The following is a 20,633-nucleotide window of genomic DNA, read 5'->3' as shown; positions in this document are numbered from 1 at the left end:
GCTCCCGCCGCGTTTCCCATGAGTCCGAACGGCGATTCGCGGCCGCCGTTCCGTCCGGCGACCATAAGTGTTGGCGGCCATGACGGAAATCCGGTTGACGCGGCGATTCCGGCTGCGACGATCTGGGCTCGCCCGTGCCCATGATCGACCAGGGAGTCCTGCCGTGCCCCGTCTGAGCCCGTCCTCCAGCCACTACGGCGCCGTCATGGCGGTCGTCGAGGGCAACAAGATGGTCGGCATCGAGCCCTATGCCAGCGACATCGACCCGTCGCCGATCATCAACTCGCTGCCCGGCATGGTGCACGGCAATTTGCGCGTCGCGCAGCCGATGGTCCGGGCCGGCTGGCTGGCACAGCGGCACGAGAGCGACGGCAGCCGCCGCGGCGCCGACGCCTTCGTGCCGGTGTCGTGGGAGACGGCGCTGGAGCTGGTGGCGGGCGAGCTGGAGCGGGTGCGGGCCGAGCATGGCCCCGAGGCGATCTATGGCGGCAGCTACGGCTGGGGCAGCGCCGGCCGGCTGCACAACGCGCCGACGCTGCTGCGCCGCATGCTGGGCTTCACCGGCGGCTTCACCGCCTCGGTCAACAACTACAGCTTCGGCGCCGCGCTGCCGCTGATCCCGCACATCATCGGCGACTTCAACCGGGTGCTGGTCGAGACCACCGACTGGCGCAGCATCGCCAGCGACGGGCGGCTGGTGGTGGCCTTCGGCGGGATGCCGCCGCGCAACAGCCAGATCGCCTCGGGCGGCACCGGCAAGCACCAGCAGCGCGACTGGAACCGCCGCAGCCGCGAGGCCGGGGTGCAGTTCGTCTATATCGGCCCGGTGCGCGACGACATGGCGGACGAGGCGCAGGCCGAATGGCTGGCGCCGCGGCCGAACACCGACACCGCGATCATGCTGGGCCTGGCCCACACGCTGGTGGCGGAGGGGCTGTACGACCGCGGCTTCGTCGACCGCTACACCAGCGGCTTCGACCGCTTCCTGCCCTATCTCATGGGCCAGTCCGACGGCACGCCGAAGGACGCCGACTGGGCGGCAAACATTTCCGGCCTGACTGCCGCCACCATCCGCGACCTGGCGCGGCGCATGGCCTCGCAGCGCACCATGATCAGCCTCAGCTGGTCGCTGCAGCGCGGCGACCATGGCGAGCAGCCCTACTGGATGGGCACGGTGCTGGCGGCGATGCTGGGCCAGATCGGCCTGCCCGGCGGCGGCATCGGCTATGGCTACGGCGCCGAGGCCAATGTCGGCTCCGCCAGCGACGGCCGCAGCCGCAGCCGCATCATCCCGGGGCCGAACCCGACCGGCCGCTACATCCCGGTGGCCCGCATCTCCGACCTGCTGCTGCGGCCGGGCGAGACCGACGACTACAATGGCCACCGCATCACCTATCCCGACGTCAAGCTGGTCTACTGGGCCGGCGGCAACCCGTTCCACCACCACCAGGACCTCAACCGCCTGCTGCGCGCCTGGGCGAGGCCGGAGACCGTGATCGTGCAGGAGCCGTGGTGGACGCCGGTGGCCCGCCGCGCCGACATCGTGCTGCCGGCCACCACGACCTTCGAGCGCAACGACATCGGCGGTGCCGCGCGCGACCCCTACATCCTGGCCATGCCGCAGGCGATCCCGCCGGTCGGCCAGGCGCGCAGCGACTTCGACATCCTGGCCGAGCTGTCGGACCGGGCCGGCGTCGCCCAGGCCTTCACCGAAGGCCGCGACGAGATGGGCTGGATCCAGAACTTCTACGAGAACGACCGCCGCACCGCCGCCGAGGCGGGGATCGAGCTGCCCGGCTTCCAGGAGTTCTGGGAGATCGGCCATGTCGAGCTGCCGCTGTCGGAGAAGCCGAAGATCCTGCTGCAGGCCTTCCGCGCCGACCCGGTGGCCAACAAGCTGCCGACGCCGAGCGGCCGGATCGAGATCTTCTCCGACCGCATCGCCGGCTTCGGCTATGACGACTGCCCGGGCCACCCGACATGGCTGGAGCCGGCGGAATGGCTCGGCTCGGCGGAGACGGAGCGCTTCCCGCTGCACCTGATCTCGAACCAGCCGAAGACCCGTCTGCACAGCCAGCTCGATGCCGGCGTGACCAGCCGCAAGGAGAAGGTGGCCGACCGTGAGCCGGTGTGGATCCACCCGGCCGACGCCGCCGCCCGCGGCATCCAGGATGGCGACGTGGTGCGGCTGTTCAACGACCGCGGCGCCTGCCTGGCCGGGGCGCTGGTCACCGACCGGGTGATGCAGGGCGTCATCCAGCTTGCCACGGGCGCCTGGTACGACCCGGAGGTGCCGGGCGAGGTCGGGGCGATGTGCAAGCACGGCAACCCCAACGTCCTGACGCGGGACAAGGGCACCTCCCGCCTCGGCCAGGGCGCCAGCGCCCACACCTGCCTGGTCGAGATCGCGAAGCTCGAAGGCCCGGTGCCGCGCGTCACCGCCTTCGACCCGCCGGTGATCCTCGACCCGAAGGCCGAGGCGGCGGAGTAGGGGGGGTAGGCCTCCGGGCCTCCCATCCCCCTCCTGTCATTGCCGGGCTTGACCCGGCAATCCAGGGGCACCCAGAGCGGCTTCGGCCTTTCTGGGATCGGCTCTCTGTCATCCTCCCCGTCATGGCGAGGCGCGCAGCGCCGTGGCCATCCAGGGGCCGGTGCCGCTGGATGGCCACGCCCCTTCGGGGCTCGCCATGACGAATTAAGGTTCAGATCATATATTAACAGTAGATTATGTAATATGTGTTAAATAACATACTGTAATGACAATTTACAATTGAGCCTCACGGACTCCATGTTAATCTGCCTCGAACGCCGCCGTCGCATCGAGGGAGAGAACCATGTCCGAACCGGCGCTTCGCCCTGAAACCCTGGCCCTCCATGCCGGCTGGCGGGCCGATCCGGCGACCGGCGCCGTGGCGGTGCCGATCTACCAGTCGACCTCCTTCCAGTTCCAGGACACCGAGCATGCACGGCGGCTGTTCGCGCTGGAGGAGCTGGGCAACATCTACAGCCGCATCGGCAACCCGACCGTCGATGTGCTGGAGCAGCGCATCGCGGCGCTGGAGGGCGGGGCCGCGGCGTTGGCCGTCGCCTCCGGCCAGGCGGCCTCGGCCTTCGCGGTGCAGAACCTGGCGCGGGCCGGCGACAACATCGTCAGCTCGACCGACCTCTATGGCGGCACCTGGAATCTGTTCGCCAACCGGCTCAGCGAGCAGGGCGTCGAGGTGCGCTTCGTCGACCCGGCGGACCCGGAGAATTTCCGCCGCGCCGTCGACGACCGCACCCGCGCCTTCTACGCCGAAAGCCTGCCGAACCCGAAGCTGACGGTGTTCCCGGTCGCCGAGGTCGCCGCCATCGGCCGCGAATACGGCATCCCGCTGATCGTTGACAACACCGCGGCGCCGGTGCTGCTGCGGCCGCTCGAGCACGGTGCCGCCGTGGTGGTGTATTCGACCACCAAATACATCGGCGGCCACGGCACCTCGATCGGCGGGCTGATCGTCGATGGCGGCAATTTCGACTGGGCCGCGCACCCGCAGCGCCAGCCGGCGCTGAACACGCCGGACCCCAGCTATCACGGCGCCGTCTGGGTCGAGGCGACGAAGCCGCTCGGCCCCGTCGCCTACATCGTCAAGGCGCGGACGACGCTGCAGCGCGACCTCGGCGCCTCGCTGTCGCCCTTCAACGCCTTCCAGATCCTGCAGGGGCTGGAGACGCTGCCGCTCAGGATCGAGCGCCACTCCCACAATGCCGGCGCGGTCGCGGCCTTCCTGGCGCGGCAGAAGGAGGTGACGCGGGTGATCCACCCGTCGCTGCAGACCGGCGCGGCAAGGGAGCGGGCGGAGAGATACCTGAAGGGCGGCTTCGGCGGGCTGGTCGGCTTCGAGCTGGCCGGCGGCGCCCAGGCCGGGCGGCGCTTCATCGACGGGCTGAAGCTGCTGTACCACGTCGCCAATATCGGCGATGCGCGCAGCCTGGCGATCCACCCGGCCTCGACCACCCATTCGCAGCTGACGGCGGAGGAGCAGCGGGCCAGCGGCGTCACCGACGGCTATGTCCGCCTGTCGGTCGGGATCGAGCATATCGACGACATCCTGGTGGATATCGAGCGCGGCCTGGCCGCGGCGCGGCTGGCCGAGGCGGCATAGGCCGGAGCGCTGCGGACAGGCCTGAGCCACCCCCTCACCCGAAACCGCTGCGCGGTTTCGACCTCTCCCCAAGGAGAGGTGAATGGCGTCATGGCTCGGTTTCCCTCTCCTCGGGGAGAGGGAGGGGCCCGGCGCCGCAGGCGACGGGAGGGTGAGGGGGAGCGCCGCAGGGGCTTGGCGAGCCGTCGCCCATTTGCGACCGTTGCAGCGCCGGGCCCCGACCGCCCGGTCTCCAGCGGAGGCAGGGATGACACGGGACGCGGCGATCGCCGGGGCGGCGCGCTATTTCGACGAAGGCGGCTTCCGGGCCGATCTCGACCGCCGTATCGGCATCCGCACCGAGAGCCAGGCCGCCGACCGGGCGCCGCTGCTCGACTACCTCCAGCGCGAGATCGGGCCGAGCCTGGCGCGGCTCGGCTTCGACCTGCACCTCGTCGCCAACCCGGCCGCGCCCGACGCCCCGGCGCTGATCGCCCGGCGGCAGGAGGGCGACGGCCTGCCCGGCGTGCTGTGCTACGGCCATGGCGACGTGGTGCTGGGCGAGCCGGCGCGCTGGCGGTCCGGGCTGGACCCCTGGCGGATCACGGTCGAGGGCGACCGCTGGTACGGCCGCGGCACCGCCGACAACAAGGGCCAGCATTCGATCAACATCGCCGCGGTCGAGCAGGTGCTGCAGGCGCGCGGCGGCCGCCTCGGCTTCAACATGGCCTTCCTGGTCGAGACCAGCGAGGAGATCGGCTCGCCCGGCCTGGACGAGATCTGCGCCGCCAACCGCGACCTGCTGGCGGCCGACGTGCTGATCGCGTCGGACGGGCCGCGGCTCGATGCCGGCCGGCCGATGATCGCGCTCGGCACCCGCGGCGTGATCAATTTCGACCTGCGCCTGACCCTGCGCGAGGGCAGCCACCATTCCGGCAATTGGGGCGGGCTGCTGCCCAACCCGGCCACCATCCTGGCCAATGCCGTGGCGGCGCTGGTCGATGCCCGCGGCGCCATCCGCATCCCCGGGCTGCGGCCGCCGCCGGTGCCGGACTCGGTGCGCCGCGCCCTGGCCGATGTCGCCATCGCCCGCGACGCCGAGGGCGCGAAGCTGGCCGAGGGCTGGGGCGAGCCGGGGTTGAGCCCGGCCGAGCGGGTGTTCGGCTGGAACACGCTGGAGGTGCTGGCCTTCACCGCCGGCACGCCGGACGCGCCGCAGAACGCGATCCCGCCCTCGGCGCGGGTGCATTGCCAGCTGCGCTTCGTCGTCGGCACCGACGTCTCGGACCTGCCCGGCACGGTCGGCGCCTATCTCGAATCCCAGGGCTTCCGCGGCATCGAGGTCAGCGAATCCGGCACGCCGATGCTGGCCACGCGGCTGGACCCGGACGATGCCTGGGCGCGCTGGGCCGCCGGCTCGATCGCCGCCACCACCGGCGCGGCGCCGATGGTGCTGCCCAATGTCGGCGGATCGCTGCCGAACGAGGTCTTCGCCGGCACCCTCGGCCTTGCCACGGTCTGGGTGCCGCACTCCTATGGCGGCTGCCGCCAGCACGGGCCGGATGAGCATCTGCTGGCCCCGCTGGCCCGCGAAGGCCTGCAGATGATGACGGGGTTGTTCTGGGATCTGGGCGAGAGCGGTGCCGCCGTGGCGCGGTCGCGTCAGGCCGGATAGGCCCGGGCCACCCCTTCACCCGAAATCGCTGCGCGATTTCGACCTCTCCCCAAGGAGAGGTAAGAGGGCGTCGGCACCGTGTTCCCCTCTCCTCGGGGAGAGGGAGGGGCCCATTCGCGTTGGCGAATGGGAGGGTGAGGGGGCGGGGCGGCGCCGTTCGTGCCTACGCCCTCGGCCCCCGCGGCAGCAGGAACCGGTCCACCGCTTGCGCAAACCCCTCGGCGTCGTTGCCGGCGGTGACGAGATGGGCCAGCGCCTTGACCTCATCGATGGCGTTGCCCATGGCGATCGACAGGCCGGCGGCCTTGAACATCGGCACGTCGTTGGCGGCGTCGCCGATCACCGCCACCTCGGCCGGGTCCACCCCCGCCGCCGCCGCGATGCGGCCGACCGCATGGCCCTTGTCGGCCTCGGGATGGTTGATGTCGAGATAGTAGCGCTGCGACCGCGCCGCGATGGCGCTGCCGCCCAGCAGGCCCCGCAGCTCCGCCTCGCAGCGGGCCAGCCCCTCGAAGTCGCCGGAGGCGCCGACGATCTTGCCGGCGCGCGCCAGATAGGGGTCGAGATCGGCGACGATGGTCGGCTCGAATCCCACCGTGCGCCGCTCCAGCGGCACGTACTCGCCGTCCGGGTCGGTCGCGATCCACTGGTCGTCGGCGAACACCCAAGGGTCGGCGCCGAAGCGGCGCAGCGTCGCCAGCGCGATCCGCGCCGCCGGCTCCGGCACCGTCAGTGCCGACACCACTTCCCCGTCCGGCCGGAAGATGGTGCCGCCGTTGAAGCCGCCCAGCGGCAGGGTGAGGCCCAGCTGCGCGATCAGCTCCGACAGGCCGCGCGGCGGCCGGCTGGAGACGATCGAGAAGCCGACCCCGGCCTCGCCCAGCCGGCGCACCGCCGCCACTGAGGCCGGGGTCACCACCTTGTCCGGGTCGGCCAGCGTGCCGTCGACATCGGAGATCAGCAGCGCGATCCGCCCGGCCGGGCCCGTCATGTCAGCGGCAGCCAGGCATAGCCGTCGCGTGCCAGCAGCTCGTCGGCGCAGGCCGGGCCGTCGCTGCCCGCCGGGTACAGGTCCGGCGGGGTGGTCAGTCCGCCCCAGAGCCTCTGGATCTGCTGCACCTCGAACCAGCCGGCCTCGATGTTGTCGGCCCGCTGGAACAGGGTCGGGTCGCCGGTCAGGCAGTCATAGATCAGCGTCTCGTACCCGGTCTGCGGCTCCGCCTTGAAGTGCTCGGCGTAGCGGAAATCCATCTCGACCTGGCCCAGCCGCATCTCTCGCCCCGGCACCTTGGCGGCGAAGCGCAGCGAGATGCCCTCGTCCGGCTGGATGCTGATCACCAGCAGGTTCGGCATCGGGGCGTTGACCGCGTCGCGGAACAGCACCGCCGGCGCCTTCTTGAACTGGATCGCGATCTCGGTCCGCCGAACCGCCAGCGACTTGCCAGTGCGCAGGTAGAACGGCACGCCGGACCAGCGCCAGTTGTCGATCGCCAGCTTCATCGCCACGAAGGTCTCGGTGCGGCTGTCCGGCGCCACGTCCGGCTCCTGCCGGTAGGCGGCGCGGGGTTTGCCGAGGACCGTCCCCGCATCGTACTGGCCGCGCACCACCACCTTGGCCGCGTCCTCCGGCGTCAGGTCGCGCACCGCCTCGACCACCTTGGCCTTCTCGGTGCGCACCGCGTCGGCGTCGAAGGAGTTCGGGGCCTCCATCGCCACCATCGACAGCAGCTGGAACAGGTGGTTCGGCACCATGTCGCGCAGGGCGCCGGTGCCGTCGTAGAAGCGGCCGCGCCGCTCCACCCCGACCGTCTCCGCCGCGGTGATCTGCACGCACTCGATATGGTCCCGGTTCCAGATCGGCTCGAACATGCCGTTGCCGAACCGGAAGGCCATGATGTTCTGGACCGTCTCCTTCCCGAGATAGTGGTCGATCCGGTAGATCTGCTTCTCGGTGGCGACGGCCAGCAGCTTGGCGTTGAGGTCCTGTGCCGAGGCCAGGTCGGTGCCGAACGGCTTCTCGACGATCAGCCGCCGGAAGGCGGTGTCGCTCTCGTCCAGCAGGCCGGCGGTCGACAGGGCCGCGGCGATCGGGGCGAAGAAGCGCGGCGCCACCGCCAGGTAGAACACCGCGTTGGACGCGCCGGTGGCGCGCTGCCGCTGGTCCAGATGCGCCGCCAGGCCCTGATAGGTCGACGGGTCGGCGAAGTCGCCGGTCAGGTAGTGGATGTTGGCGGCCAGCTGGCCCCAGGCGGCCTCGTCGATGCCGCGCTCGGCGTCGGCGCCCAGCGTGTGCAGCGCCTCGCCCAGGGTCTTGCGGAAGCCCTCGTCGTTGTTCTCGACCCGGTCCACGCCGAGGATCTCGAAGCCGGCATCCAGCAGCCCCTCGCGCTGCAGGTGATACAGCGCGGGGGTCAGCAGGCGGCCGGTCAGGTCGCCCGAGGCGCCGAAGATGACGAAGGTGCAGGGCGGCGCCGCCGGGGTGCCCGCCGGCTTGGCGGGGGAAGGGGAGATCATCGCGGCCATGGTCAGCCGCCCGCCGCCCGTTCGACATGGCCGCCGAACTTGTTGCGCATCGCCGACAGCAGCTTCTCGCCGAAGGTGTGCTCCTGGCGCGAGCGGAAGCGGACATAGAGGGCGGTCGACAGCACGTCGGCCGGCACCGCCTCCTCCAGCGCCGCCATGATGGTCCAGCGCCCCTCGCCGGAATCGGCGACCGAGCCGGTGTAGTTCGACAGCGTCTCGTTCTCCGCCAGGGCGATGGCGCTGAGGTCGAGCAGCCAGGAGGAGACGACGCTGCCGCGGCGCCACACCTCGGCGATGTCGGCCAGGTCCAGGCTGTAGCGCTCGGCCTCCGGCAGCTCCTTCGACTCCTTGTTCTTGAGGATGTCGAAGCCTTCGGCATAGGCCTGCATCAGCCCGTATTCGATGCCGTTGTGCACCATCTTGACGAAGTGCCCGGCACCCGCCGGCCCGGCATGGATGTAGCCCTTCTCGGCCCGCGGGTCGCGGCCGTCGCGGCCCGGCGTGCGCTCCACCGTGCCCAGCCCCGGCGCCAGCGCCGCGAAGATCGGGTCCAGGTGGTCGACCGCGGCCTTGGTGCCGCCGATCATCATGCAGTAGCCGCGCTCCAGCCCCCAGACGCCGCCGGAGGTGCCGACATCGACATAGTGCAGGTCCTTCGGCTCCAGCGCCGCGGCGCGGCGGATGTCGTCCTTGTAGAAGCTGTTGCCGCCGTCGATGATGATGTCGCCGGGGCTCAGCAGGCCGGCCAGGGCCGTGATCGTGTCCTCGGTCGGTCCGCCGGCGGGCAGCATCACCCAGACCGCGCGCGGCGCCGTCAGCCCGTCCACCAGGCCCTTCAGGTCGGCGGCCGGCTTGGCGCCCTCGGCGGCCAGCGTCTTGATGGCCTCGGCGCTGCGGTCATAGACCACGCATTCATGGCCGGCGCGCATCAGCCGCCGGACAATGTTGCCGCCCATGCGGCCGAGTCCGATCATCCCGAGCTGCATTCCGTCGATCCTCTCGTTTTCTTCCGGTGCGGTGGTGCTAGCGTAGATCGCGTGAAGCATAGCGATGGTGCGCCCGCGGCGCGCCGGTTTCGAGTCCGAAAGCCGGGGCCGCGTCGATCGGGCGCCCGAGGGGAGGATACGGGATTGGATCGAGCTGATCAGCCGCCGGGCGCGCCCGGCGGGCCGGGCCGCTGGACCTCCAGCGCCAAATCGGGCGTCGGCACCGCCCTCTCCGGCACCAGCCGGGTGTGGTTCACCCTCAGCCACGGCATCCTGAACGAGATCTACTTCCCGCGAATCGACACCGCCTGCGTCCGCGACCTGGGTCTGATCGTCACCGGCCCCGGCGGGTACTTCGCGGAGGAGAAGCGCGACGCGCGGTCGGAGACGCGGATGCTGGAGGCGGGCGTGCCGGCCTTCCGCCTGGTCAACACCGCGCTGGACGGGCGCTGGCGCATCGAGAAGACGGTGCTGGCCCATCCGCGCGGCCCGGTGCTGCTGCAGGAGGTCGTGTTCACCCTGCAGCAGGGCGAGCCGGCCGACCACCGGCTGTTCGCCCTCTTGGCGCCGCACCTGGTCAATGCCGGCGCCGACAACACCGGCTGGGTCGATGATTACAAGGGCACGCCGATGCTGTTCGCCCGCGGCACCGACGGGGTGTCGCTGGCGCTGGCCTGCTCGGCGCCGTGGCGCGCCCGTTCGGTCGGCTATGTCGGCGCCTCCGACGGCTGGCAGACGTTGTCGCGGAGCGGCGCGCTGAACCCGGCCTGGCGCCGGGCCGAGAACGGCAACATCGCCTTGGCCGGGGAGATCGACCTGGCGGAAGCGCCGGGCGGCCGTTTCCTGCTGGCTCTCGGCTTCGGCGAGCGGCCGGAGGAGGCGGCGCACCACGCCTTGGCCGGGCTGCAACGGGGCTTTGCCGAGGCCCGTGATGCCTATGTCGAGGGCTGGCGGAACTGGCAGGCCGGGCTGCTGCCGCTGGACGGCGTCGCCGGCTCCGAGCCCACAGCCTACCGCACCAGCACCGCGGTGCTGGCCAGCCACCAGACCATCGAGTTTCCCGGCGCCGCCATTGCCTCCCTGTCGATCCCCTGGGGCTTCCACAAGGGCGACGAGGATCTCGGCGGCTATCACCTGGTCTGGCCGCGCGACCTGGTCGAGACCGCGGGCGGCTTCCTCGCCGCCGGGGCGACGGCGGAGGCCAAGGCGATCCTCGGCTACCTGCAGGCGATCCAGGAGGCCGACGGCCACTGGTCGCAGAATGTCTGGCTCGACGGCACCCCGTACTGGAACGGGGTGCAGATGGACGAATGCGCCTTCCCGATCCTGCTGGCCGACATGCTGCGGCGGGAGGGCGCGCTGACGGAGCGGGAGCTGGCCCGATTCGCGCCGATGGTGCGGCGCGCCGCCGGCTTCATCCTGCGCAACGGCCCGGTCACCGGCCAGGACCGGTGGGAGGAGGATGCCGGCTATTCGCCCTTCACCCTGGCGGTGGAGATCGCGGCGCTGCTGGCCGCGGCCGACATCCTCGACCTGTCCGGCGGGGCGGAGGAGGCGCGCTGGCTGCGCGAGACCGCCGACACCTGGAACGACGAGGTCGAGCGCTGGACCTTCGCCGAGGGCACGGCGATCTGCGGCCAGCTCGGCCTCGGCGGCTACTATGTCCGCATCGCCCCGGCCGATGCGGCGGATGCCGCGTCGCCGCTCGACGGCTATGTGCCGGTGAAGAACCGGCCGCCGGGCGACGATGCGCGCAAGGCGGCGCTCCTGATCAGCCCCGACGCGCTGGCCCTGGTGCGCTTCGGCCTGCGCGCGGCGGACGACCCGCGCATCGTCGACACGGTCAAGGCCATCGACGCGGTGCTGAAGGCGGAGCTGCCGCAGGGCCCGGTCTGGTACCGCTACAACGATGACGGCTATGGCGAGCATGCCGACGGCGCCCCCTTCGACGGCACCGGCATCGGCCGGGCCTGGCCGCTGCTGACCGGCGAGCGGGCGCATTACGAGCTGGCGGCCGGCCGGCCCGACGCCGCCAAGGCATTGCTGGCGACGCTGGAGCGGTCGGCCGGGGAGGGCGGGCTGCTGCCGGAACAGGTGTGGGATGCCGACGATGTGCCGGAGCGGGAGCTGTTCCGCGGCCGGCCCTCGGGCAGCGCCATGCCGCTGGTCTGGGCCCATTCCGAGCACATCAAGCTGCTGCGCTCGCTGCGCGACGGCCGGGTGTTCGACCTGCCGCCGCAGCCGGTGCGGCGCTACCAGGTCGACAAGATCGCCTCGCCGGTCCGCTGCTGGCGCTTCAACCAGAAGCGGCGGGCGCTGCCGGCCGGCAAGGGGCTGCGCCTCGAGCTGCCGGCGGCCGCCACGGTGCACTGGACGCTCGACGACTGGGGCACGATCCGCGACGACGCCACGACCGAGACGCCGTTCGGGCTGCATGTCCTCGACCTGCCGACAGTATCGGCGCCGCCGGGCACAAAGATCCGTTTCACCTTCCGCTGGCGCGACCCCGAGCGGTGGGAGGGCGCCGATTTCCTGGTGACCGTGGACGGCGAGACCGGCGTCGCGGCCGGCCACGCCGTCAGGGGAGCCAAGTAGTGGGTCAAGTAGTGGTGATTGACCCCTTGTGTAGTCGAAGGTTGACGCTTGGTAAGACTAGCCCTCATTCTGTGTCGGGGCACTGTGACAATCGGGTGAAAGCTGGATGAGCCTCCGAGCTTCTCCCGCATTCGGTGGGACAGGCGATGCGATGAAGGCGTTGTCGTCGATGCGTCGCCAAGACCACGAGGGAGGACCGCCTTGAAGCCTGGCATCCTGGCCATCGATGTGGGAGGCACGGGGCTGAAGGCCGCCGTGATCGATGACCGCGGAGAGATGGTGTCGGACCGGCAGCGCGTGCCGACGCCGCATCCCTGCCCGCCAAAGCTGTTCCTCGACACCATCGCAGCGCTGGTCAAGCCGCTGCCGGAATTCGACCGCATCGCCGTCGGCTTCCCCGGCGTGGTCCGCGACGGGCGGGTGATCACCGCCCCCAATCTCGGCACCGAGGACTGGGCCGGCTTCACCCTGGCCTCCGCCCTGTCGCGGCGGCTGGGCGGCGCCCCGGTGCGGATGATCAACGATTCCGAGATGCAGGGCCTGGCCCTGGTCGAGGGCAAGGGGCTGGAGCTGGTGGTGACCCTGGGCACCGGGGTCGGCACGGCGCTGTTCCGCGACGGCGCGCTGGTGCCGCATCTGGAGCTGGCGCACCACCCGCTGCACAAGAACAAGACCTATGACGAGTATCTCGGCAACGCAGCCTACGAGAAGGCGGGCAAGAAGCGCTGGAACAAGCGCGTGAAGCGGATGCTGGAGGTGCTCGACATCCTGATGCACCCGGACCGGGTGCATATCAGCGGCGGCAACGCGAAGCACATCGATTTCGAGCTGCCGAAGGGCGTGGCCCTCGCCTCGAACGAGGCGGGGCTGGAGGGTGGCGCCGGGTTGTGGCGTCAGCCTGCGGCCAAGGGCCCGTCCGCCAAACCTGCCCCGGCCAAGGTCGCGAGGGCTTCGGCCCGGGCCGAGAACGCCCCTGTGAAGAGTGCCCCCATCAAGGCTGCAGCGGAGAATGTCTCTATGAAGAAGAGTACCCCCCTCAAGGCCGCGGCGAAGAGCGCGCCGGCGAAGGCCGCACCGGCCAAGGCCGCCGCCAAGAGCGCTCCTGCGAAGGCCACTCCGGCGAAGGCCGCGGCGAAGAGCGCGCCGGCGAAGGCCGCACCGGCCAAGGCCGCCGCCAAGAGCGCTCCTGCGAAGGCCACTCCGGCGAAGGCTGCCGCGAAGAGCGCGCCGGCGAAGGCCGCTCCGGCGAAGGCTGCCGCGAAGAGCGCGCCGGCGAAGGCCGCTCCGGCGAAGGCTGCCGCGAAGAGCGCGCCGGCGAAGGCCGCTCCGGCGAAGGCCGCCGCCAAGAGCGCGCCCGCGAAGGCCGCTCCGGCCAAGGCTGCCGCCAAGAGCGCGCCGGCGAAGGCCGCTCCGGCAAAGGCTGCCGCCAAGACCGCTCCGGCGAAGGCTGCCGCGAAGAGCGCACCGGCGAAGGCTGCCGCCAAGGGTGCACCGGCGAAGGCTGCCGCGAAGAGCGCACCGGCGAAGGCTGCCGCCAAGGGTGCACCGGCGAAGGCCGCTCCGGCGAAGGCTGCCGCGAAGAGCGCGCCGGCGAAGGCCGCTCCGGCGAAGGCTGCCACCAAGAGTGCACCGGCGAAGGCTGCTGCCAAGAGCGCTCCGGCGAAGACCGCTCCGGCGAAGGCCGCCGCCAAGAGCGCTCCGGCGAAGGCTCCGGCCAAGCGCGCGGCGGCCAAGGTCTGAGGCTGCCGGGCGGATCGGGCGCGGCCGACATCATCGATGCCGGTCCTGTCCGGATCCGGCCGGGGCCGTGCGGTGATCCGCTCGGCGCTGGCGTTCCGCGCCGCGCGGCCGGGCCGCCATGTCCAGCCCATCGGCGTCGACGCGCCGGACCGGACTGGCCCGGCGGTCAGGCCGACTTGACCTCTCCGCCATCCATGCGCAGCGCCGACCCGGTCATCCAGCGGGCGCCGGGCGACACCAGGAAGGCCATCAGCTCCGCGATCTCCTCGGGCTCGCCGTAGCGGGCGATGCCCGCCTCCTTCGGGAACGCCTCGGTCGCCTGTTCCACGGTCATGCCGTGCAGCGGCGCCCAGTGCTGCAGGTAGGATTGGCGGCGGCCGGTCATCACCGGGCCGGGCAGCACGCTGTTGACCTGCACCCCGTCGGCGATGCCGCGGTCGGAGAAGGCCTTGGCCAGGGCGACGATGGCGGCGTTGATGGTGCCCACCGCGGCATAGGGCGCCTTCGGGACCAGCGCCGAGTTGCCGGACATCAGCACCACCGACCCGCGCGCCTGCCTCAGCGCCGGCCAGGCGGCGACGGTCAGCCGGCGGGCGCCGTGCAGCTTCAGCGCCAGCCCGCCCTCCCACTGCGCGTCGGTCATCTCGAACAGGTCGATCTGCGGCACCGCGCCGGCGATGTTCAAGAGGGCGTCGATCCGGCCGAAGGCCTGCAGCACGGCGTCGACGATGGCCTGCGCGGCGGGGGGCTCGGCCAGGTCGAGGTCCAGCACCAGCGGCTCGGCCCCCGCGGCCTTCACCGCCGCGGCCGCCTCTTCGAGTTTGTCGCGGTTGCGGGCGACCAGCGCGACCCGGTCGAAATCCCGCGCCAGGCGGATGGCGGTGGCGCGGCCGATGCCCTGGCTGGCGCCGGTGACGATGGCGACGGACATGGTGTCTGCTCCCGATGGGTGGGGTGCCGGGCGGCGCGGTCAGAGGACGACGACCATCTTCCCGCCGGCCTCGTTGGCCTCCATCACGCGATGGGCCTCGCGGATCTGGTCGAAGCCGAAGACCCGCGCCGGCCTGGCCTGCAGCCGGCCGGCCGCGACATCGCGGGCAATCTGCCCCAGCGGCACGTCGGACAGCGGGAAGCCGGGCGTGCCGAAGACGAAGCTGCCGAAGAAGGTCAGATAGACGCCGCTCGCCATCTGCAGCAGCGGGTTGAAATCGGCGATCGGGGCGAGGCCGCCGAGCCAGCCGGCCAGGCAGGCCCGGCCGCCGCGGCGCAGCATGGCCAGGGAGTCGAGGATGGTGCTGTTGCCGACGAGGTCGAGCACCGCGTCGACCTGCTTCGCCTCGGCGATGCGCTTGGACAGGTCGGGCCCTTCCCGCTCCACCCGCTCGGCGCCCAGCGCGGTGAGCATCGCGAAACGGTCCGGGTTGCGGGTGGTGGCGATCACCCGCGCCCCGGCATTCACCGCCAGCTTCACCGCCGCCTGGCCGAAGGAGGAGGTGGCGCCGCGAATCATCAGCAACTGGCCGCGCGCGATCTCCAGGTTGCGGAACAGGCAGGTCCAGGCCGTGGCATAGGTCTCCGGGATCGCCGCCAGTCCGGCCCAGGGCAGGTCGGCGTCGATCAGGGCGACATTGGCGGCCGAGACGCGGGTGAATTCGGCGTAGCTGCCGTTGATGGTGCGGCCGAGGCCGCCCATCAGCGCCGCCACCTTGGCGCCGACCGGGAACTCACCGCCGGGGCAGGATTTCACCAGCCCGACGCATTCGATGCCGATCACCTGCGCGGCCTCGGCCCATTCGCCCCGCCGCATATGCATCTCGGCGTGGTTCAGGCCGAAGGCCTTGATTTCGATCACGACCTGGCCGGGGGCGGGTTCGGGCTCCGGGATGTCGCGGTAGACCAGGCTGTCCAGGCCGCCGAACTTCTCCAGCACGATGGCGCGCATGGTGACTCTCCTCTGGCGGGTGGTTACGGGGCGAGGAAGACGCGGATGGCATCCGCGATCTCGCGGGCATGCGTCTCCAGGGCGAAATGGCCGGTGTCGAAGAAGCGGATCTCGGCATCCGGCAGGTCGCTCCGGAAGGCCTCGGCGCCGGGCGGCAGGAAGAACGGGTCGTTCTTGCCCCACACCGCCAGGAAGGGCGGCCGGTGCTTGCGGAAATAGGCCTGGAATTCCGGGTACAGCGCGACGTTGCTGGCATAGTCCAGGAACAGGTCCAACTGCACCTCGTCGGCGCCCGGCCGGGCCAGGTAATGGCTGTCCAGCGTGTGGCCGTCGGGCGAGACCAGGCTTTCGTCGGCGACGCCATGGACATACTGCCAACGCGTGGTCTCGGGCGTCAGGAAGGCGCGCAGGGCCTCGCGATTGGCGGCGGAGGGCTCCTGCCAATAGGCGCGGATCGGGTTCCAGCCGTCGCTCAGCCCCTCGACATAGGCGTTGCCGTTCTGGCTGATGATGGCGGCGATCCGCTCCGGATGCCGCAGCGCCAGGCGGAAGCCGGTGGGGGCGCCGTAGTCGAAGACATACACGGCATAGCGGTTGAAGCCGATCACCTCGGTGAACCGGTCGATCACCCGTGCGACATTGTCGAAGGTGTAGCGGAAGGCCGAACGGTCCGGCATGTCGGACTGGCCGAAGCCCGGCAGGTCCGGCGCCACGATGTGGAAGCGGTCGGCCAGCAGCGGGATCAGGTCCCGGAACATGTGGCCGGAGCTGGGGAAGCCGTGCAGCAGCAGCAGCTTGGGAGAGCGGGGCGACCCGGCCTCCCGGTAGAAGACCTTGAAGCCGTCGACATCGGCGGTGCGGTAGCGGATCTGCGTCATGGCTGTTCTCCTCGAACGGGATACGGGCGTGGATGGCCCAGCGTTACATAACCTGATTTATTGATTTTGATCAGTTACGAGGCGTGAGCGGCCTCGAGCAGGATCTCGACCACCAGCTCCGGCGCCGACACCAGCGGCGCGTGGTCGACCGGGGCGGGGCGCAGCGCCGCACCCATCCGCGTCGCCATGAAGCGCTGGGTCTCGGCCGCGATCATCCGGTCCTCCTCCGCCAGCAGGTACCAGCTGGGCCGGTCCCGCCACAGCGGCGGCCGACCGGGGTGGTGATGCAGGGCAGGTGGATCGGCCGCTGCACGGCGGCCAGCACCGCGGCCGATTCCGCCAGGGCGTGCTGGGCGAAAGCGGCCGGGAAGGCCTCGTCCGGCAGCCAGATCGCGCCATGCGGGTCGGGCGCCAGCCGTGGCGCCAGCGGGTGCGGGGCGGCGCGCTGGAACACATCCATCACGGTCTCGCCCTGATCCGGCGCCAGGGCCGCGACGAACACCAGGGACCGGACCCGGTCGGGACGGGCGGCGGCGATGACCGCGCCGGCATAGGCGTGGCCGGCCAGCACCACCGGGCCGTCGACCCGCTCCAGCACGCGGTCGAGGGCGGCGACATCGTCGGCCAGCGAGGTCAGCGGCAGCGGGGCGGCGCGCACGGCCAGGCCCCGACGCTGCAGCGGCGCGATCACCGGCCCCCAGGACGACCCGTCCGCCCAGGCGCCATGGACCAGGACGAGGGTCGCCGGTCCCTGCATGGTCCGTTCGTCCGTCATGACCGTAACCTCTCCAATTGCGATAGAGAGGTTATGATCCGAGTCGAGATAACTTGTCAACGGGGGTTTTCGAGGTTACTTTTCGGTCAAGCGAACCCATCCGAGGCCGACCCCCGTGAGCCATCAGCTTCCGCCTGCGATGTTCCTCGCCGACGCGCGCGGCCTGGACTTCCTCAACTCGATCGCGACGCCGGTCGACACCCCGGTCGACTGGCTGCCGGACGGTGACGGGCTGCTGTCCTGGCTGGCCCAGGCCGGGCTGGTGCCGGACGCCGTCCTGGCGGAGATGCGGCAGCGGGCGATGCCGGGCGAGCTCGACGGCATCGCGGCCCAGGCGCGGGGGCTGCGCGAATGGTTCCGCGGCTTCGTCCGAAGCCGCAGGGGCCGCCCGCTGGCGAGCGATGCGCTGGACGAACTGCAGCCGCTGAACCGGCTGCTGGAGCGGGACGAGGGTTTCTCCCGGATCGTCGCGGCGGATGGGGCGGGGCGGCTGGCGCTGGCCCCGTTCCGGCGCTGGCGCTCGCCGGACAGCCTGCTGCTGCCGATCGCCGAGGCGATGGCAAGGGTGGTCTGCGAGGAGGATTTCAGCCAGGTCAAGGCGTGCGAGGGGCCGGCCTGCACCCTGATGTTCGTCGACCACACCCGCGGCCATGCCCGGCGCTGGTGCAGCATGGCGCTGTGCGGCAACCGCGCCAAGCAGGCCGCCCACCGCCACCGGCAGAAGGAGAAGCGGGGGGAGGGGGCAAACTGACCTTTCCGGCCCCTGCCCGAGGCTGGAGCGGTGACGGAGGGAGCGGGGCGGGCGACTGCTGGAGCTGCCGGACCCGCCCATTGTCATCGTGTGCAGCCATGACCTGAGCGCGCCCGGTGATGCCCGGCATGGCCGAGACGGGGCGGGCGCGGCCTTAAGGTCACGCAATGTTTCATTGCGCAGGCGGCTCGTTCTCGTTCATGATATGTTCTATGAACAAGGCGCACTCCGTCCCGACCCCGCAGCCCGCCGTCCCGGCCCTCGACCCGGCCGAGGCGGAGTGCGCCGGGCGCATGCTCGACCGGCTGGCCGAGATGGCGATGGAGCGCGCCGAGGCCATGCATGCCGCCTCGCTGGCCGCGATCAGGGCCGGCGACGCCGCCACGACCAAGGATCTCGAGCTCTCGCTCGACCGCATCGCCCGCGGCGTCCGCCGCCTCCTGGCGCTCAAGCTGCACCTCGCCCAGAAGCGCCAGGAGATGGCGGACAAGGCCGCCGCCGAGGCCAAAGGCCGGGCCGCGGAGAAGGAGAAGCGCCGCCATCGGGTGGCCCGCGCCGTCGCCTGCTCGGTCGCCGCCAACCGCGATCTCGACGCCGAGACCTGCGAGGCGCAGATCGCCGCGATGTGGAAGCGGCTGGTCGACGACCCGGAGATCGACGCCGACCTGGACTTCGCCGGCCACTCGCTGGAGGCGATCGTCTTCCAGCTCTGCCGCGACATGCGCATCCGCCCAGACCCCTCCTGGCTGAACCCGGACTATTCCGGCGCCGACTGGTTCGGCCGGCATCCGGCCCGTCCTCCGGCCACCAGNCGGCCGCGCGGCGCGGAACGCCAGCGCCGAGCGGATCACCGCACGGCCCCGGCCGGATCCGGACAGGACCGGCATCGATGATGTCGGCCGCGCCCTGGTGGCCGGAGGACGGGCCGGATGCCGGCCGCTACTGGCATCTCGACGAGAGCGACAAGATCCCGGACCCGGGCTGGTACGACATCGAGACCGGCGAACGACTCGACCGCGCCCCCTGGCTGCTGAAACCGGGCGGCGGCTGACCCCGGGATAGGGCTCGTCACCGATCCTATCGCCACTCCCGCTTGCGGGACCTTTTCATAACATCTGCTTCCTCGCCGTCATTGCGAGGAGGCGAAGCCGACGAAGCAATCCAGGGGCCGGTTCGCGCTGGCCCTGGATTGCTTCGCTGCGCTCGCAATGACGGTGCTGGGAATTCCGGAAAGGTCTCGCCTGCGGGAGAGGCAGCGCAGGAAGACGCCCGGCATCGTCACGAGCGGGCAGGCCGCATCCGGCTGCCGCTCACCCCCAGTCGCCGCGCTTCTTGCCGGCGCGGTACTGCTTGTGGCGCTGGATCCAGACCTTGCGCGCCTCGGCCCGGGCCAGCGGGTCCTCCTTGCGCTCGAGATGAGCCAGCTCGCGCTGCAGCTTACCCCAGCTGCGCCAGCGCTCCGGGTCCAGGCGGCCATCCTCCAGCGCCGCGCGCACGGCGCAGCCGGGTTCGGCCCCGTGGCCGCAATCGGCGAAGCGGCACTCCGCCGCCAGCGCCTCGATGTCGGCGAAGGCGGCGGCGACGCCGTCCCCGGCCTCCCACAGCCCGAGCTCGCGCATGCCCGGCGTGTCCAGCACCAGCCGGCCGTTCGGCAGCAGCACCAGCTCGCGATGGGTGGTGGTGTGCCGGCCGCGGGCGTCGTCCTCGCGGATCGCGCCCGTCGCCATCAGCTCCACCCCCGCCAGGGCGTTGACCAGGCTGGACTTGCCGACGCCGGAGCTGCCCAGCAGCACCGCCGTCTGGCCCGGGGCGAAGCTGTCGCGCAGGGCCTCGACGCCCTCGCCGGTGACGGCGGAGACGACATGCACCGGCACCCCCAGCGCCACCGCCTCGATCCCGGCCAGCGGGCCGTCGCGGTCGTCGCACAGATCGGCCTTGGTCAGCACCACGACGGGGGAGGCGCCGCTCTCCCACGCCGTGGCCAGGTAGCGCTCGATGCGCCGGGGGTTGAGGTCGGCGTTCAGCGAGGCGGCCAGGAAGGCCACCTCGACATTGGCGGCCACCACCTGGCCCATCGGGCGGCCGGGGCCGGCGGCCTTGCGGGTGAAGGCGCTGCGCCGCGGCAGCACCGCCTGGATGGTGGCGCCGCCCTCGTCGGGACGCAGGGCCGCGGCCACCCAGTCGCCGGCCACGGGATAGTCGCCCTCCAGCGCCTCATGGGCGAAGCGGCCGGACAGCTGCCCGGTCATCTCGCCCAGTGGGGTGACCAGGTGATAGGCGCCGCGCTGCTGCACGGTCACGCGCGCCGGGCTCAGGCCACGGGCGGCATGGGGATGGAATTCCTGCTGGAGCGCCGGGCTCCAGCCGTAATGGTCGATCAATGGAGGATCCTCGATCGGAGGGCCTTGTCAGGCGCCAGCCGAGAGAATCCTGCGTGTCAGGAGGCCCGAACGGCGGCGCGGCGAGGGGAGGCGCGGAACGCGCGGACAATGGCAGCCATCGTTCTAACCCTCCTTTCCCGAGCCGTCAGGGGCGGTCCAGAGATATTCCGGCCCGGCCAGGGCGTCAAGCCGGGCGTCAAGCCGGCACGTCCCGCATGGACGGCGGGCGCGGGCCGGGCGATGCTCGCGGCGGAAGACTGACG

The 20,633-nt window shown here is 71.5% G+C and carries 16 protein-coding genes; 7 read left to right on the top strand and 9 right to left on the bottom strand.

Annotation, left to right across the window (positions count from 1 at the left end; genetic code table 11):
• The first annotated feature begins 163 nt into the window (after positions 1–163).
• The 3 genes from BWR60_RS17215 (at position 164) to BWR60_RS17205 (ending at position 5,799) form a co-directional block, all read left to right on the top strand.
• On the top strand, positions 164–2,491 hold the full coding sequence (locus tag BWR60_RS17215) for a molybdopterin guanine dinucleotide-containing S/N-oxide reductase (RefSeq protein ID WP_275542386.1): 2,328 nt from the start codon (positions 164–166) through the stop codon (positions 2,489–2,491).
• Positions 2,492–2,834: 343 nt separating this feature from the next.
• Positions 2,835–4,145, top strand: coding sequence for an O-acetylhomoserine aminocarboxypropyltransferase/cysteine synthase family protein (locus BWR60_RS17210; protein WP_088152242.1), 1,311 nt, complete (start codon positions 2,835–2,837; stop codon positions 4,143–4,145).
• Positions 4,146–4,392: 247 nt separating this feature from the next.
• A complete protein-coding gene (locus BWR60_RS17205; RefSeq protein WP_088152241.1) occupies positions 4,393–5,799 on the top strand; it encodes a M20 family metallopeptidase in 1,407 nt (468 codons plus the stop codon).
• Positions 5,800–5,962: 163 nt separating this feature from the next.
• On the opposite strand, the gene BWR60_RS17200 is transcribed toward BWR60_RS17205, so the two are convergent.
• From BWR60_RS17200 to gnd, 3 genes are read right to left on the bottom strand one after another with little or no spacing between them, the layout of a single operon-like run.
• Positions 5,963–6,790 carry a Cof-type HAD-IIB family hydrolase gene (locus tag BWR60_RS17200; RefSeq protein WP_088152240.1) on the bottom strand — a complete coding sequence of 276 codons (828 nt, stop codon included), beginning with the start codon at positions 6,788–6,790 and terminating at the stop codon, positions 5,963–5,965.
• Positions 6,787–8,322 (bottom strand): glucose-6-phosphate dehydrogenase, encoded by a 1,536-nt coding sequence (zwf, locus tag BWR60_RS17195; protein WP_218823556.1) that lies wholly within the window; start codon positions 8,320–8,322, stop codon positions 6,787–6,789. Before zwf ends, BWR60_RS17200 begins: the two co-directional genes overlap by 4 nt.
• A 2-nt stretch (positions 8,323–8,324) precedes the next feature.
• Positions 8,325–9,308, bottom strand: a complete 984-nt coding sequence (gene gnd, locus BWR60_RS17190) for a phosphogluconate dehydrogenase (NAD(+)-dependent, decarboxylating) (protein ID WP_088152288.1) — start codon at positions 9,306–9,308, stop codon at positions 8,325–8,327.
• A 144-nt stretch (positions 9,309–9,452) separates the two neighbouring features.
• Between gnd and BWR60_RS17185 the strand changes: the two genes are divergently transcribed.
• Together BWR60_RS17185 and BWR60_RS37705 are read left to right on the top strand one after the other, a co-directional pair.
• Positions 9,453–11,903, top strand: a complete 2,451-nt coding sequence (locus tag BWR60_RS17185) for a glucan 1,4-alpha-glucosidase (protein WP_218823555.1) — start codon at positions 9,453–9,455, stop codon at positions 11,901–11,903.
• A 201-nt stretch (positions 11,904–12,104) separates the two neighbouring features.
• Complete coding sequence (locus BWR60_RS37705) at positions 12,105–13,643, top strand: ROK family protein (protein ID WP_218823554.1); 1,539 nt, start codon at positions 12,105–12,107, stop codon at positions 13,641–13,643.
• A gap of 166 nt (positions 13,644–13,809) precedes the next feature.
• Here BWR60_RS37705 and BWR60_RS17170 read toward each other — a convergent pair whose 3' ends face one another.
• The 5 genes from BWR60_RS17170 to BWR60_RS17155 all read right to left on the bottom strand — a co-directional run bounded on the left by BWR60_RS17170 (position 13,810) and on the right by BWR60_RS17155 (position 17,238).
• Complete coding sequence (locus tag BWR60_RS17170; protein WP_088152238.1) at positions 13,810–14,574, bottom strand: SDR family oxidoreductase; 765 nt, start codon at positions 14,572–14,574, stop codon at positions 13,810–13,812.
• 39 nt (positions 14,575–14,613) lie between these two features.
• Positions 14,614–15,585 carry a zinc-binding alcohol dehydrogenase family protein gene (locus BWR60_RS17165; RefSeq protein WP_088152237.1) on the bottom strand — a complete coding sequence of 324 codons (972 nt, stop codon included), beginning with the start codon at positions 15,583–15,585 and terminating at the stop codon, positions 14,614–14,616.
• 23 nt (positions 15,586–15,608) lie between these two features.
• Positions 15,609–16,463 carry an alpha/beta fold hydrolase gene (locus tag BWR60_RS17160; protein WP_088152236.1) on the bottom strand — a complete coding sequence of 285 codons (855 nt, stop codon included), beginning with the start codon at positions 16,461–16,463 and terminating at the stop codon, positions 15,609–15,611.
• 74 nt (positions 16,464–16,537) lie between these two features.
• Positions 16,538–16,678, bottom strand: a complete 141-nt coding sequence (locus BWR60_RS37700; protein ID WP_218823553.1) for a hypothetical protein — start codon at positions 16,676–16,678, stop codon at positions 16,538–16,540.
• Positions 16,675–17,238, bottom strand: coding sequence for an alpha/beta fold hydrolase (locus BWR60_RS17155; protein ID WP_218823552.1), 564 nt, complete (start codon positions 17,236–17,238; stop codon positions 16,675–16,677). The genes BWR60_RS37700 and BWR60_RS17155 overlap by 4 nt, the downstream gene beginning before the upstream one ends.
• A gap of 115 nt (positions 17,239–17,353) precedes the next feature.
• On the opposite strand from BWR60_RS17155, the gene BWR60_RS17150 reads away from it, so the two are divergent.
• Positions 17,354–17,989, top strand: a complete 636-nt coding sequence (locus BWR60_RS17150; protein ID WP_230983083.1) for a CGNR zinc finger domain-containing protein — start codon at positions 17,354–17,356, stop codon at positions 17,987–17,989.
• A gap of 889 nt (positions 17,990–18,878) precedes the next feature.
• The gene (locus BWR60_RS37120) at positions 18,879–19,040 is read left to right on the top strand and encodes a hypothetical protein (protein WP_179221809.1); all 162 of its coding nucleotides are present in this window, start codon (positions 18,879–18,881) and stop codon (positions 19,038–19,040) included.
• Between the two features lie 259 nt (positions 19,041–19,299).
• Here BWR60_RS37120 and rsgA read toward each other — a convergent pair whose 3' ends face one another.
• Entirely contained in the window at positions 19,300–20,370 is a 1,071-nt protein-coding gene (rsgA, locus tag BWR60_RS17140; RefSeq protein WP_088152233.1) for a ribosome small subunit-dependent GTPase A, read from the bottom strand.
• Between the last annotated feature and the right edge of the window lie 263 nt (positions 20,371–20,633).

This window comes from Inquilinus limosus (assembly GCF_002195995.1).
GTDB classification, from domain to species: domain Bacteria; phylum Pseudomonadota; class Alphaproteobacteria; order DSM-16000; family Inquilinaceae; genus Inquilinus; species Inquilinus limosus_C.
This window is presented reverse-complemented; position numbering and strand designations above follow the sequence as displayed.

Coding starts and splice junctions, on each gene's coding strand:
- BWR60_RS17205 (WP_088152241.1), top strand. CDS start 4,393: ATGACACGGGACGCGGCGATCGCCGGGGCGGCGCGCTATTTCGACGAA.
- BWR60_RS17165 (WP_088152237.1), bottom strand. CDS start 15,585: ATGCGCGCCATCGTGCTGGAGAAGTTCGGCGGCCTGGACAGCCTGGTC.
- gnd (WP_088152288.1), bottom strand. CDS start 9,308: ATGCAGCTCGGGATGATCGGACTCGGCCGCATGGGCGGCAACATTGTC.
- BWR60_RS17155 (WP_218823552.1), bottom strand. CDS start 17,238: ATGACGGACGAACGGACCATGCAGGGACCGGCGACCCTCGTCCTGGTC.
- BWR60_RS17210 (WP_088152242.1), top strand. CDS start 2,835: ATGTCCGAACCGGCGCTTCGCCCTGAAACCCTGGCCCTCCATGCCGGC.
- zwf (WP_218823556.1), bottom strand. CDS start 8,322: ATGGCCGCGATGATCTCCCCTTCCCCCGCCAAGCCGGCGGGCACCCCG.
- BWR60_RS17160 (WP_088152236.1), bottom strand. CDS start 16,463: ATGACGCAGATCCGCTACCGCACCGCCGATGTCGACGGCTTCAAGGTC.
- BWR60_RS37120 (WP_179221809.1), top strand. CDS start 18,879: ATGATGTCGGCCGCGCCCTGGTGGCCGGAGGACGGGCCGGATGCCGGC.
- BWR60_RS17200 (WP_088152240.1), bottom strand. CDS start 6,790: ATGACGGGCCCGGCCGGGCGGATCGCGCTGCTGATCTCCGATGTCGAC.
- BWR60_RS17170 (WP_088152238.1), bottom strand. CDS start 14,574: ATGTCCGTCGCCATCGTCACCGGCGCCAGCCAGGGCATCGGCCGCGCC.
- BWR60_RS37700 (WP_218823553.1), bottom strand. CDS start 16,678: ATGATCGCGGCCGAGACCCAGCGCTTCATGGCGACGCGGATGGGTGCG.